Consider the following 14,094-nt stretch of genomic DNA (forward strand, 5'->3'; position numbering starts at 1 on the left):
CTCGGCATCGGAGTACGAAGCCGGACTCGACGGCACATTTCGCGTCAGGTACGTGATATACGCCACATGTAAATGCGGCAAACCTCGACAAACGCAAGAGGTCGATGTCCGGCTACCCCACGAACTGTCATACCGTGTCTTTGTGACCTACCCGGAACGCGTGGCAACCCACACAGGAATGTCGTGTTAGCAAAACTGCTCAAGGCGTACCTGCCTCCGTACCGCTGGTTTCTCGCCGGGGTACTCGCGCTTCAACTTTTCGGTGCGATCACGTCACTGATCCTGCCCACTCTCAACGCCCGAATCATCGACGACGGCGTCGCCCGTGGCGATACCGACTTCATCCTCAGCACCGGCGGAATCATGATTCTGGTCTCGCTGGCCTCGATCCTCGCCTCCATCGCCGCGACATTCCTCGCCGCCAAATCGTCGATGGGATTCGGTCACGACGTCCGCGGCGCGTTCTACAAAGCGGTCGGCCGATTCTCCGACCGCGAGTTCAACGATTTCGGCGCCCCGACGCTGATCACGCGAAACACCAACGACGTCCTGCAGATCCAGACGCTCGTCATGCTCACCTCGTCGATGCTTGTCAGTGCACCACTGATGTGTATCGGCGGCGTCGTCATGGCACTACGGGAGAATCTCCAACTGTCCTGGCTGCTGACCATCTCCGTGCCACTGCTGGCGATCGCGGTGACCGTGGTCGTCGCCCGGTTGATCCCCCACTTCCGCACGATGCAGACTCGGATCGACAACATCAATCGTTCACTTCGCGAGCAGCTCACCGGCATGCGCGTCATCCGCGCTTTCGTGCGTGAGCCCGACGAAGCCATGCGCTTCGACAAGGCCAACAAGGAACTGACCGACACCGCCCTGCTCATCGGGCGCTACCAGGCCGTCTTGCTACCCACCGTGATGCTGATCGCCAACATGTCCAGCGTCGCCGTTTTGTGGTTCGGCGCCCACCTGGTCGACACCGGGGACATGCAGATCGGTCAGATCGGCGCATTCCTCGCCTACGTGATGCAGATCCTGATGTCGGTGGTGATGGCCACCATGCTCGCCGTGGTGATCCCTCGCGCCGCCGTGTGCGCCGACCGTATCGTCGCCGTACTCGAGACGGAACCGTCGGTACCGCCGCCGGCACAGCCTCTGCGCCCGACCAGTCCCTACGGCGTCGTCGAGTTCGGCGGCGCAGGCTTCTCGTACCCCGGCGCCGAGACCCCTGTGCTCAGTAACGTCTCGATGCGCTGCCTACCCGGGACCGTCACCGCCATCGTCGGCAGCACCGGCAGCGGAAAGTCGACCCTCGTCTCCTTGATCCCCCGGCTCTTCGACGTCACGGCAGGCGCCGTACTCGTCGACGGTCTCGATGTCCGCGGTTGGGATCAGGACGAGCTGTTCGCGAACTTCGGGTACGTGCCGCAGAAGGCGTACCTGTTCGCCGGAACGATCGCAAGCAACATTCGCTACGGAAAACCGGACGCCACCGACGAAGAGGTATGGGCGGCCCTGGCAGTGGCGCACGCGGACGGTTTCGTCCGCGACCTGTCCGACGGGCTCGACTCGCCGGTCGCGCAGGGCGGCAGCAACCTCTCCGGCGGGCAACGTCAGCGCCTGGCGATCGCCCGAGCCGTCGTCCGCCGGCCCCGGATCTACATCTTCGACGACTCGTTCTCCGCACTCGACATGCACACCGACGCCGCCGTCCGGGGGGCGTTGCACACGGTCGCAGCCAACTCGACGGTCATCATCGTCGCCCAACGCATCGCATCGATCGAGAATGCCGACCAGATCATGGTTCTCGAGGACGGAACCCCTGTCGGCCTCGGCGATCACGAGTTCCTCCAGGCAAATTGCCCGACTTACCAGGAAATCGTCGCGTCTCAAATACCCGCGGAGTCCCACGCATGACCAATCCGCACGATCCTCGACTAGGGACGCCCAGCAGCACCTACTTCGACGACGCACCCACAGTTGTCTTCGCCAGAATCCCCCGCCACCCCGAACCGGGCGAACCCGAGACACCGGCCGAGCAGTCCGGTCGAGATCCTGATCCGACAGCCAAACCCGGGTTGACGTCGACCGACACCAAACCCGCACATTTCAAAGCCACGATGAAGCGGTTGCTCGAGCTGCTGCGCCCCCACAAGGTCGCGGTGTTCTTCGTGGTCTTGTCGACCATCGGCAGCATTGCCGCGTCGGTCGCCGTCCCGAAAATTCTCGGGCACGTCACCGACCTCATCTTCTCGGGGTTCCTCGGCAAGAACCTTCCAGCAGGTCTGACCCGGGATCAGGCCGCCGAAGCGATTCGTGAGAGCGGAAACTCGACATTCGCCGACCTGATCTCGAACTCGGCTGACGTCGTTCCCGGTGTCGGACTGGACTTCGACGCCATCGGCAAGGTCGTCTCGATTGCCATCGGCGTGTATCTGCTGTCGTCGTTGCTCGCCTGGATCGAGGCGTACCTCCTCAATATCGTGGTCCAGCGCACCATCTACGACCTGCGTGCGTCGGTGGAAGCGAAGATCCACCGCCTCCCGCTGCCGTACTTCGACAAGACTCCTCGCGGTGAGATCCTGAGCCGCGTCACCAATGACATCGACAACATCTCCTCGACATTGTCGTCGACGTTGACCTCGCTCCTTACTTCGGTCCTGACCGTCGTCGGTGTGCTGACCATGATGTTCCTGATTTCGCCGATGCTCGCGGCGATCGCCTTGATCGCCGTACCGGTATCGGTGTTGTTGGTAGCGCGAGTGGCCAAACGAGCACAGGTTCTGTTCAAGGCGCAGTGGGCCGAGACCGGAAAGATCAACGCTCAGATCGAAGAAACGTACAGCGGCCGCGAACTGGTCCGCGTCTACGGGCACCAGGCCGAAGCGGAGCGCGAATTCGCCGAGCAGAACAAGAAACTGCTCGATGCCTCGTTCGGGGCCCAGTTCCTCTCCAGCCTGATCATGCCGGTGATGAACTTCGTCGGGAACATCACCTACGTACTTCTGGCTGTCGTCGGAGCATTGAAAGTCGCCAGTGGCAACATGTCTCTCGGTGACGTCCAGGCGTTCATCGTCTATTCACGGCAGTTCAGCCAACCGTTGACCCAGATCGCTTCCATGTCGTCGAGTCTGCAGTCCGGTGCCGCGTCCGCCGAACGAGTCTTCGAACTGCTCGACGAACCCGAACAGCCCGCCGACCTCGCCGCCCCTGAACTTCCCGAACCGGCCGGACGGCACCGCAGTGTCGGAAACGTGGAGTTCGAAGACGTCTCGTTCCGCTACGAACCCGACAAGCCGTTGATCGAGAACGTCAATCTGACCGCGCGGTCGGGGCAGACCGTGGCGATCGTCGGTCCGACCGGTGCCGGAAAGACCACCCTCGTCAACCTCGTCATGCGGTTCTACGAAGTAGATTCAGGACGCATCACCCTCGACGACGTCGACATCTCGCACATGCGCCGCGCCGATCTGCGCAATCATGTCGGCATGGTTCTGCAGGACACCTGGCTCTTCGGCGGTACCATCCGCGAGAACATCGCCTACGGCCGCACCGGAGCCTCGGAAGCCGAGATCCAAGAAGCCGCGCGGGCAGCATTCGTCGATCGGTTCATCCACACGCTCCCCGACGGCTACGACACCGTACTCGACGAGGAAGCCTCGAACATCAGCTCCGGTGAAAAGCAGCTCATCACCATCGCACGGGCCTTCATCTCGAGGCCGTCGCTGCTGATTCTCGACGAGGCCACCAGCTCGGTCGACACTCGAACGGAACAGCTTGTCCAGCAGGCCATGTCGTCGCTGCGAAACGGTCGAACCAGCTTCATCATCGCGCACCGGCTCTCGACCATCCGCAATGCCGACCTGATCGTCGTGATGGAGGCGGGCACGATCGTCGAGCAGGGTAACCACGCCGAGCTCGTCGCGGCGGGCGGCGCGTACTTCCGGCTCTACAACGCACAGTTCGAGGGTGCCACCGTCGAGTGACCACCGTCTCTGCGGCAGGCCCAGGTGCCCCGGAACACATTGTTCGGGGCGTACGGGTTACCGTCGGTGGTCAAGCAGTGCCATCGACGGAAGCAGGAGTGCACGTGTCTGCAGGATCAGCGGAGAAGACAGGCCCGCTCGCGGGTATCCGAATCGTGGAGTTCGCCGGCCTGGGACCGGGACCGCATGCAGCCACTCTACTTGCGGACATGGGGGCCGACGTCGTGATCGTCCAGCGCGCCGGCCAGATCGTGCAGGACCCGCGAGCCACCGACCAGATCAAGCGGGGCCGTCGGATCGTCGAGGCAAACCTCAAGGATCCGGCAGAGGTGGCCAAGGTCCTGGATCTACTCGAACGAGCCGATGTCCTCATCGAAGGCTTCCGGCCCGGCGTCATGGAACGGATGGGCCTCGGACCGGATGTCGTTCTCGAGCGGAACGAGCGACTCGTCTACGGGCGGATGACCGGCTGGGGGCAGGAAGGCCCGCTGTCCAACGCGGCCGGACACGATATCAACTACATCTCACTGACCGGCGTCCTGCACGCCGTCGGCCGCAAGGGCGAGCGCCCTGTCCCGCCGCTCAACATGGTCGGCGATTTCGGTGGCGGCTCCATGTTCCTGATCTTCGGGGTCCTCTCCGCGCTCGTCGAACGTCAGACGTCGGGCAAAGGGCAGGTCGTCGACGCGGCTATGGTGGACGGCGCCCTCGCGCTCTCGCACATGATGTGGGCATTTCGAGGCCGCGGCGTCTGGTCCGACGAGCGCGGCGTCAATCTCCTCGACACCGGTGCCCCGTTCTACGACACCTACGAGACCTCCGACGGCCGGTACATGGCAGTGGGATCGATCGAGCCGCAGTTCTACGCACTTCTTCTCCAGGGCCTCGAGTTGGACCCCGCCGATCTCCCCCAGCAGATGGACGTCACCAAGTGGGACGAGCTGAAAGGCGTGTTCACCGAGAAGTTCCTGTCCAAGACCCGAGACGAGTGGACCGAGATCTTCCTCGGCACCGACGCGTGTGTGTCCCCGATTCTGACCTTCGGTGAGGCATCGGGGAACGAGCACATCGCTGCCCGCGGCTCACTGATCGAATTGGACGGCGTCACCCAGCACGCGCCGGCGCCGCGCTTCTCACGCACGCAGCCGGGCATTCCGTCGGCACCGGCCCGTGCGGCGACGGACATCGACACCGTGTGGGCATAACCCCAGTGCGCCTTTCCGGTAGCGCACGCGACCGAAAAGGCGCACAGGGCCGAAGGTCCTACACCACCACGAGCCGCTGATCGGTCGCGTCCCGATCAGTGGCCAGGGTGTCGTATGCAGCAGCGATGGCAGCAACGCCGCGAATCAGATCCTCACTGCTCCTGGCGTACGGCACCCTGATGAAGCGCTCGAATGCACCTTCGACTCCGAAGCGTGGCCCGGCGGCAAGAAGCACGCCGAAGTTGGGGGCGACAGCAGCGAGTGCCGTCGACACCGGGGCGGACATCCGCATCCACACCGACATGCCACCCGACCCGGGAGTAGGTTGCCAGTCCGGAAGGTGCTCGGCGAACGCGCCCAGTAACGCCGCACGCTGCTGACGTAGGACGATTCGGCGCTGGTCGAGAAGTGCACTGTCGTCGGCAAGCAGGTACGCGGCAGCCAACTGGTCCATCACCGGAGTGCCAAGGTCGACGGCCGCCCGGGCACCGACCAATTGGGTGATCAGGGCCGAATCGGCACGGATCCACCCGACTCGCAGTCCGCCCCACAGCGACTTCGCCGTGGAACCGAGCGTCACCACATCGGTTTTCGCGGCCCCGCGCCCGTGCGAAGCTACCGGCGCGGGCGGCGGTGCGTCCAACCACAGATCCACCATCGTCTCGTCCACGACGAGGGTCATGCGAGTCTCGTGCGCGATCTTGGCCAGCTCCGCCCGCCCGGACGAATCCATACAGAGCCCGGTCGGATTGTGGAAGTCGGGAATCAGATATGCCATCCGGGCCGCAGTCTGCCGCGCAGCGCTACGGATTCCGTCCAGATCCCACGCGCCCGCCGCAGCGAACTCGGGCCGGACCGGAACCGGAACCGGGCGGGCACCGTTACGCCGAATCGCTTCCAGCGCATTGGGATACGTCGGATGATCGACCAGGACCCGCTCGCCAGGCGAGGTGAGCACCGAGATCAACAACCGAAGTGCATGCTGCGCACCGGAAGTCACCATGATCTGATCTGCGGTGGTCGGCAGTCCGCGCGCCGTGTACCGCTGAGCGATCACATCGCGCAGATCACCGATACCGATCGGTTCCATGCCGTGCGTGGGTAGAAAATTCGGAAGCAACGCCAGCGCCGACGCGTATGCGAGCTCGACCTGTGCCGCGGGTGCGGCCATCGCCGCATAGCTGAGGTCGACGACGGGCCCACTCGGGCCGGGCTGATGTGAACGGAACATGAGCCCGTTCGGTCTGGCTCCGGCGGGCAGAGCGACGGTGCTGCGTGAACCCTGTCGGCTGATCAGATAACCCTCGTCGCGCAGAACCGAGTACGAGGACGTGATGGTGGTTCGGCTCAGTTCCAGGACCGTCGCCAGTTCGCGCTCACTGGGCAGAGCCACACCCAGCGGTACCCGGCCGTCGTGGATCAGCAGACGGATACCGTCGGCCAACGCCCGGTAGGCGGGGCGACGCCCGGACTCCTCTTGCCAGGAGCCGAGATCGCGCGCGAGGGACCGGGCACCGAGAACTCGAGTCATCATGCAGTCCAGTATCGACATCTTGGCTATGTTTTTCAATACCAGTGAAGATGATGATTGGCCTATGACCACCTTCGCAACACTCATCGGCCTCGCATTGTTTGCCTGGCTGGTCTATGTCCTCGCCCCGACGGAAGGCGAGAGAACCTTCTTCCGAGCGGAACAGTTTCGCCTGGCAGCACCACTCGGAGGCGTACTCGACGGTATCGAATCGCACACTCCGACAGAAACCGACGGCACTGAGCGAACCCGTGTCGGCGGGACGAGTGATCGCGATTGCAGTCCAGTTGGCTGACACTGGACCTTTTCATACGACAAGAGCCTTGCAACTGGATCAGGATCGCCGGCACTTCCGGCCCGTGCCGACCGCCGTGGACTCTGCATCGGCCCCGACAAACGCGAATCCCCGCTCCTGAGAACAGGAACGGGGATCTCGACAAACGCGAATCCCCGCTCCTGAGAACAGGAACGGGGATCTCGACATACGCGCTTCGCTAGCGGATGACCTCGCGCCGGACGATCGTCTCGTCACGGCCGGGGCCGACACCGATGCAGGAGATGTACGCACCGGACAACTCTTCGAGCCGTAGCACGTAATTCTGCGCGTTCTGCGGAAGCTCCTCGAAGGTGCGTGCCTTCGAGATGTCCTCCCACCAACCCGGCATCTCTTCGTAGATGGGCTTGGCGTGGTGAATGTCGGTCTGCGACATCGGCATTTCGTCGTAACGAACGCCGTCCACCTCGTAGGCCACACAGATCGGAACCGTGTCGAGACTACTGAGCACGTCGAGCTTGGTCAGGAAGTAGTCGGTGATGCCGTTCACGCGCGTCGCGTAGCGGGCGATGACGGCGTCGAACCAGCCGGTACGACGGGCACGACCGGTGGTGACACCGACCTCGCCGCCCTGCTTGGCCAGATAGGCACCGTGATCGTCGAACAGCTCGGACGGGAACGGTCCGGATCCGACGCGAGTGGTGTACGCCTTGAGGATGCCGAGCACCGTGGTGATACGAGTTGGTCCGATACCCGAGCCGACTGCCGCGCCGCCCGACGTGGGGTTGGACGAGGTCACGTAGGGGTACGTGCCGTGATCGACGTCGAGCAGGGTGCCCTGCGATCCTTCGAGCAGGACCGTCTCACCTCGCTCGAGAGCCTGGTTGAGCAGCAGGCGAGTATCGGAGATGCGGTGCTTGAAGCCCTCGGCCTGCGTCAACACCTCGTCGACGACCTGCTGCGGATCGAGCGCCTTGCGGTTGTAGATCTTGACCAGAACCTGGTTCTTGAACTCGAGCGCGGCCTCGACCTTCTGGGTGAGGATCTTCTCGTCCAGCACGTCGGCCGCGCGGACGCCGACGCGAGCGATCTTGTCCTGGTAGCAAGGCCCGATACCGCGGCCCGTGGTGCCGATCTTCTTGGCCCCCAGGAAGCGTTCGGTGACCTTGTCGATGGCCACGTGGTACGGCATGATCAGGTGCGCATCGGCCGAGAGCAGGAGCCGCGAGGTATCGACATTCCGCTCTTCCAGGCCGGCCAATTCGGTGAGCAGCACTCCGGGATCAACCACTACACCGTTACCGATGACGTTGGTGACCGCCGGAGTGAGAATCCCGGACGGGATGAGGTGGAGTGCGAATTTGTCACCGTTCGGCAGAACTACGGTGTGTCCGGCGTTGTTGCCGCCCTGGTATCGCACGACCCACTGGAGCTGCTCGCCCAGTAGATCTGTAGCTTTGCCCTTACCTTCGTCGCCCCACTGGGCGCCGATCAGGACGATTGCCGGCATGACGTTGTCTCCTACGGTCGACGTGCAGCAGTTGTCCCGCCGCATTGGTACTGCCGGACTCCGTGCCCACGTTGATGCGACCGGAGTTGTTGCAGTGACCGATGGAGCAGTCTAGCCCAGAGCCCGAGAGCAGACCTTTCGGTCCGGAAAACTACTGGTCGTCGAGGCGAATACCGACGTGGCTCGGGTATCGCACTAGGATCGTGGTCGGCGATTCGGACGGCCATTTCCGGGAGGTTGACGGTCGGTGCCGAACGCAAGTGATCAAGAGAAGTCAAATCGAGCTAGGAGTGGCGTTGACCCCCGTTGTGCTCAAGTGTGGTGATTCACCGGTGCCCCTCCCGCTCGGCGAAATCACCTCGTTCGCGGTACCGGACGTGCCGGAGAAAGACCATTTCGACGACGCGCTGTCCTATCTGCAGGTCGCTACCGCTCCACGTTTGATCGTGGTGGGGACCGACGCCGCATTCGCTGCCGCGCTGACGCGGTTGATGCGCCTGGAGCGGCTGCACGTCGAACTGGCCTATGTCACCGAGACCCGTACGTCGGCCACCGATGCCTACCGTCTCGCCACTGGAGCCCGGGCTGCCAGGGCGGCGTTGAAAGGTACCGCGCACACCGTCCCACTGATCCGGGACGATGCAGGCGTCGCGCTGGTCGGCGCGGCAACCATCACAGGTCCGGGCGGTTCCGCGGAGTTGGTCGGCGAGGCGTACGTCGACGATCAGCGCTTGTTCTCGGGCACGGTTCCGGCCATCCGCATCGTCCCCAGCCCGAAATTGCCGGGTATCCGCGCGTCCACCGAACGGCGTCGACGTCTGGGGCCTCGACGGTGGTTGGACGGTCGGGCCGTTCAGCTCGGCTCACCTGCCGCGCATCTGGTGCGAGACGGAATCTCGAACCCACGTGATCTGAAGCGGTCCACCTTCTATCGGTACGACAAGACCTGGCTGTTGGTTCGATGACCATCGGCCACGCACGATCGACGTTTCGCCCCAGCCCGGTTTTTCTGGGCGTGGTGGCGATCGCGGTGCTCGGTGGTGCCGTGGCCTTCAACTCCGAGTGGTATTCGGTCACCGGCCGAGTAGGCGTGTTCGTGCTGGTCGTCGCCGGCTGGGTGGTCACGGTGTGCCTGCACGAGTTCGCTCACGCCTTCCTCGCTTGGCGTCACGGCGACACCGACGTCGCAGTCCGTGGCTATCTGACGCTCAACCCGCTCCGGTACAGCCACCCGCTGTTGTCCATCGGGCTTCCGGTGGTGTTCATCGCGCTCGGCGGCATCGGGCTGCCCGGTGGAGCCGTCTATCTGCGCACCGGCATGTTTTCGCCGCGAGTTCAGGCCCGGATCTCACTGGCGGGTCCGTTGACCAACGCGGCAGTCGCGATAATACTTCTCGTCGTCATACGTACGTATGGTGTTGATTCGGGTCACGAAATGTTCTGGGACGGTCTCAGCTTCCTCGCTTTCCTCCAGATCATGGCCACCGTTCTGAATCTGATCCCGGTCCCGGGCCTCGACGGTTACGGTGCGCTCGAACCTTTCCTCGCCACCCACACGAGGCGTCAACTCGAACAGTTCAAACCGTACGGGCTGCTGTTGCTGGTCGCGCTGCTCTTCGTGCCGCAGGTCAACGTCATTTTCTTCGACGCAATCTACTGGCTCTTCGAACTCGGAGGGGTCCCGTCCGACTATGCGGCACGCGGCAATTTCTGGATGCGTTGGTGGTCCTGACGCAGGGCAGCATTCCCGCGCGGCAGCCGCTCGTGAGATTCTGACAATTCGGACACAAGACAGTTTCGACGGCAACACAATTCGAGGAGTAGACAGATGATGTCGACCACGATTCAGTCCCACGGCGTGCAGTACGGCGTTCGACAGGCCGAAATCCGACACGTCGAAGCCCTGATCGACCTCCTCGCCGACGACCCCATCGGATCGACCCGCGAGACCACGAACCCCGACGCGCGGACGATCTACGAAGAAGCGTTCACCCGCATCGACAAGGACCCCGCGCACCTACTGGTGGTGATCACCGTCGACGACGACACCGTCATCGGCTCCATGCAACTGACGTTCATCCCCGGCCTGAGCCGGATGGGTGCGACGAGGATGCAGATCGAGGCCGTACGTGTGCACGAGGATCACCGCAGCAAGGGAATCGGCAGCGCGATGATCCGGTGGGCGTGCGACGAGGGTGCCCGCCGCGGTGCATTCCTCGCCCAGTTGACTTCCGATCGCACCCGGACCGAAGCGCACTCCTTCTACGAGCGTCTCGGTTTCGTCGATTCCCACCTCGGATTCAAGAAGTCTCTGAGCTAGCCGACACGTTCGGCAACCGCGAATAGTTCGGCGACACCCGAACCCGCGCGAGTGGGATCACGTCGCCGGACTCGTTGCGTACGTCCGCCCGGATCGGCTCCCCCGTGAAATCGTCCGCCAACTCGAGCGGTCCCCCCTTTCCCCCGTGCAGATACTTGTCACCCCATTGCATGAGCGCGACCACCGCAGGCAGCAGATCTCGCCCCTTCTCGGTGAGCAGATACTCGTGACGGGTCCGCTTGCCCGGCTCCTTGTACGGTGAACGCTCGAACAGACCAGCCTCGGTCAGTTCCTTGAGCCGCGCTGCCGCCACTGCTTCGGTGATACCGACGCGCGTCGCGAAATCGTCGAACCGTGTTGTGCCGTAATAAGCCTCGCGCAGAATGAGCATGGCCGATCGGGTGCCGACCACTTCCATGGCCCGCCCGATCGAGCAGTGCGTGGCCTGCCAGGCATTCCGATCTGCAAGTACTCCGGTCAGTTGTGCGGCTGTCATGAGCCCCACACTACCCCCTGGCTTGCCATCACCATAGTCAGAGCGTAGATTGCTGACTATGGAATTGACTAGCCAGCCGGTTCGGACCGGACCGTTACTCGCGATCCTGTCGGGTGCTCCGTTTGTCGCCAGCCTCGACCTCTTCGTGGTCAACGTGGCGTTCAGCGACATCGCCAAAAGCTACCCAGGCCATTCACTGGGCGAGTTCAGCTGGATCCTCAACGGATACGCCATCGTCTATGCAGCACTGCTGATTCCACTGGGTAGATGGGCCGACCGCATCGGCCACAAGCGGGCCTTCGTCGGCGGACTCGCCCTGTTCACCCTCGCCAGCGCCGCCTGCGCCCTGAGCCCCTCCCTGTGGGCGCTGGTCGGATTCCGAGTGGTGCAAGCCGTCGGTGCGGCCGCCCTCACCCCGGCCAGCCTGGGCCTGTTGATCAACGCCCTACCGGCGGCGAGACGTCAATCCGGCGTGCGTATCTGGGCCGCAGCCGGTGCAGCCGCAGCCGCATTCGGTCCCGTTGTCGGCGGCCTGCTCGTGGAGGCGTCGTGGCGGTGGGTGTTCCTGATCAACATCCCACTCGGAATCGTGCTGCTGTTCTTCGCCGTCCGGTTGGTCCCCGACACCACCGACAAGGATTCGGACGGCGGCGTCCACCTCACCGGCGCAGCCCTACTCACGATCGGAATCGGCTCTCTCGCACTCGCACTGGTCCAGGGGCCGGACTGGGGTTGGACCGACGATCGCGTCCTGACCGCCTTCGCGCTCGCCGTGCTCACCCTTGCCGTGTTCTGCTGGAGCAATGCACGGCACCGCACTCCGCTGATCGCCCCGGACCTGCTCACAGTCCGTTCCTTCGCCTGGTCGAACATCACCGCGATCCTGTTCAGCGCAACGTTCGCGGCCGGCCTGCTCTCGAACATCCTGTGGCTGCAAGAAGTGTGGGGATACTCGGCGCTGCGTACCGGATTCGCCGTGTCCCCCGGCCCGCTCATGGTCCCGCTGTTCGCCATCGTCGGTGGATCACTGACCACCCGGTTCTCCGCCGGCCGCGTCGCCGCACTCGGTAGCACGTTGTGGGGCGTCGGCACCCTGTACGTCATGTTCAGCGTGAGTACCACCCCCCACTACGCCACCGCACTTCTGCCCGGCTGGATCATCACCGGAATCGGCGTCGGCTTGGCACTGCCCACCATCTTGTCGCAGGCCACCGCCGATCTGCCTCCGTCCAGATCCGCCACCGGCAGCGCAGTGGTGAGCATGAGCCGACAGATCGGCACCGTCCTCGGCGTCAGTGTGCTCATCGCGATCCTCGGCTCCGCCGTCGACTACGACACCTTCCGCCGCGCCTGGTGGGTCATCTTCGCCGTTGCCATCGCGTCCGCCCTGGCCTCGTTCGGCATGACTCCCACGCGCGCACCCTCCCCCGATTCCGCTGTCACACCCGACAACGCCGCCCTATCCGCCATCCCTGAAAGGAATCTCTCATGAGAGACGCAGTCATCGTCGAAGCCGTTCGCACTCCGATCGGCAAGGGAAAGGCGAACGGAGCCCTACACGGCATCAATGCGATCGACCTTCTCGCGCACAGCCTCAAAGCAGTCGTCGAGCGCACCGGAATAGACCCGGCATTGATCGACGACGTGATCGGCGGCGCCGTGACACAGGTCGGTGAACAGAGCCAGAACGTCACCCGCACTGCACTTCTCGCGGCCGGCTATCCTGAGTCCGTCCCGGGTACCACCGTCGACCGTCAATGCGGCAGCAGCCAGCAGGCCGTGCACTTCGCCGCGCAAGGCGTCATCGCCGGAGCTTACGACGTCGTGGTCGCCGCCGGAGTCGAATCCATGAGCCGAGTTCCCATGGGCTCGAGCGGAATCGGCCGCGAGTCCTTCGGTCTCGGATTCGAAGAGCGCTACCCGGACGGGCTGGTGCCCCAAGGGATCAGCGCCGAACTGATCGCCGCCAAATGGGGTCTGAGCCGAACTCGGCTCGACGAATTCTCGGCCTCGAGCCACCGAAAGGCGGCGCTGGCGACCGAAAGCGGGTACTTCACCAAGGAACTCGCCACATTACCGCAGCTCGCAGTCGACGAGTCGATCCGACCCGGAACCACCGTGGAAACCCTGGCGGGCCTACGGACCGCTTTCGAGACCGACTACTACGCACAGCGGTTCCCGCAGATCGACTGGTCGATCACAGCAGGTAACAGCAGCCCGCTCTCCGACGGCAGCTCGGCGCTACTGATCACCACCAGCGAGATCGCCGCAAAGCTCGGTCTCACCCCGAAGGCGCGGTTGCACAGCTTCGCGGTGGCCGGCGACGATCCGCTGTACATGCTCACCGCCGTCATCCCGGCGACCGAAAAGGTTTTGGCACGAGCCGGATTGGGGATCGCCGACATCGACCTGTTCGAGGTCAACGAGGCCTTCGCCCCCGTTGTACTTGCATGGGCGGCCGATACCGGAGTGGATCTGTCGAAGGTCAACGTGCACGGCGGCGCCATCGCGCTCGGCCATCCGCTCGGCGGTAGCGGTGCCCGCATCATGACCACACTGGTCAACGCCATGGAGCAGCGCGGTGCACGATTCGGACTGCAGACGATGTGCGAGGCCGGTGGTCTCGCCAACGCCACAATTGTGGAACGACTGAGCTGAGTCGACGAGTCGGCGGCGGAGCCACGAAGGTTCCGCCGCCGAGCCGTGTGCGTATACTCGTCGAAAGCCTGGGGGGCAGGCTTGTGCAACAGGGGGTTCCACACGTGCACAACC

12 protein-coding genes are annotated in these 14,094 nt (G+C 63.8%); 9 read left to right on the forward strand and 3 right to left on the reverse strand.

The window, feature by feature from the left end; translation table 11 throughout:
• Positions 1-183: 183 nt before the first annotated feature.
• The 3 genes from ABH922_RS18140 to ABH922_RS18150 all read left to right on the forward strand — a co-directional run bounded on the left by ABH922_RS18140 (position 184) and on the right by ABH922_RS18150 (position 5,191).
• Complete coding sequence (locus ABH922_RS18140; RefSeq protein ID WP_424808235.1) at positions 184-1,917, forward strand: ABC transporter ATP-binding protein; 1,734 nt, start codon at positions 184-186, stop codon at positions 1,915-1,917.
• Complete coding sequence (locus tag ABH922_RS18145; RefSeq protein ID WP_424808236.1) at positions 1,914-3,986, forward strand: ABC transporter ATP-binding protein; 2,073 nt, start codon at positions 1,914-1,916, stop codon at positions 3,984-3,986. Before ABH922_RS18140 ends, ABH922_RS18145 begins: the two co-directional genes overlap by 4 nt.
• 104 nt (positions 3,987-4,090) lie before the next feature.
• Positions 4,091-5,191: a CaiB/BaiF CoA transferase family protein gene (locus tag ABH922_RS18150; protein ID WP_424808237.1), complete on the forward strand. Its 1,101-nt coding sequence runs from the start codon at positions 4,091-4,093 to the stop codon at positions 5,189-5,191.
• 58 nt (positions 5,192-5,249) lie between these two features.
• On the opposite strand, the gene ABH922_RS18155 is transcribed toward ABH922_RS18150, so the two are convergent.
• Positions 5,250-6,725, reverse strand: coding sequence for a PLP-dependent aminotransferase family protein (locus tag ABH922_RS18155; RefSeq protein ID WP_424808238.1), 1,476 nt, complete (start codon positions 6,723-6,725; stop codon positions 5,250-5,252).
• Here ABH922_RS18155 and ABH922_RS18160 point away from each other — a divergent pair.
• A complete protein-coding gene (locus ABH922_RS18160; protein WP_424808239.1) occupies positions 6,724-7,017 on the forward strand; it encodes a hypothetical protein in 294 nt (97 codons plus the stop codon). The genes ABH922_RS18155 and ABH922_RS18160 overlap by 2 nt on opposite strands.
• A gap of 199 nt (positions 7,018-7,216) precedes the next feature.
• On the opposite strand, the gene ABH922_RS18165 is transcribed toward ABH922_RS18160, so the two are convergent.
• On the reverse strand, positions 7,217-8,506 hold the full coding sequence (locus tag ABH922_RS18165; RefSeq protein ID WP_424808240.1) for an adenylosuccinate synthase: 1,290 nt from the start codon (positions 8,504-8,506) through the stop codon (positions 7,217-7,219).
• 290 nt (positions 8,507-8,796) lie between these two features.
• Between ABH922_RS18165 and ABH922_RS18170 the strand changes: the two genes are divergently transcribed.
• From ABH922_RS18170 to ABH922_RS18180, 3 genes are all read left to right on the forward strand, one after another.
• Complete coding sequence (locus ABH922_RS18170) at positions 8,797-9,471, forward strand: hypothetical protein (RefSeq protein WP_424808241.1); 675 nt, start codon at positions 8,797-8,799, stop codon at positions 9,469-9,471.
• Complete coding sequence (locus ABH922_RS18175) at positions 9,468-10,238, forward strand: site-2 protease family protein (RefSeq protein WP_424808242.1); 771 nt, start codon at positions 9,468-9,470, stop codon at positions 10,236-10,238. The genes ABH922_RS18170 and ABH922_RS18175 overlap by 4 nt, the downstream gene beginning before the upstream one ends.
• Before the next feature lie 96 nt (positions 10,239-10,334).
• Complete coding sequence (locus tag ABH922_RS18180; protein WP_424808243.1) at positions 10,335-10,826, forward strand: GNAT family N-acetyltransferase; 492 nt, start codon at positions 10,335-10,337, stop codon at positions 10,824-10,826.
• Here ABH922_RS18180 and ABH922_RS18185 read toward each other — a convergent pair.
• Positions 10,807-11,322: a winged helix-turn-helix transcriptional regulator gene (locus tag ABH922_RS18185; protein WP_424808244.1), complete on the reverse strand. Its 516-nt coding sequence runs from the start codon at positions 11,320-11,322 to the stop codon at positions 10,807-10,809. The two genes, ABH922_RS18180 and ABH922_RS18185, sit on opposite strands and share 20 nt — an antisense overlap.
• A 58-nt stretch (positions 11,323-11,380) precedes the next feature.
• On the opposite strand from ABH922_RS18185, the gene ABH922_RS18190 reads away from it, so the two are divergent.
• Together ABH922_RS18190 and ABH922_RS18195 are read left to right on the forward strand one after the other, a co-directional pair.
• Positions 11,381-12,814, forward strand: a complete 1,434-nt coding sequence (locus ABH922_RS18190) for an MFS transporter (RefSeq protein WP_424808245.1) — start codon at positions 11,381-11,383, stop codon at positions 12,812-12,814.
• A complete protein-coding gene (locus ABH922_RS18195; protein ID WP_424808246.1) occupies positions 12,811-13,980 on the forward strand; it encodes a thiolase family protein in 1,170 nt (389 codons plus the stop codon). The genes ABH922_RS18190 and ABH922_RS18195 overlap by 4 nt, the downstream gene beginning before the upstream one ends.
• Positions 13,981-14,094 lie beyond the last annotated feature (114 nt).

The sequence above is a fragment of the Rhodococcus sp. 27YEA15 genome (assembly GCF_049739425.1).
Taxonomy (GTDB): domain Bacteria; phylum Actinomycetota; class Actinomycetes; order Mycobacteriales; family Mycobacteriaceae; genus Rhodococcus_F.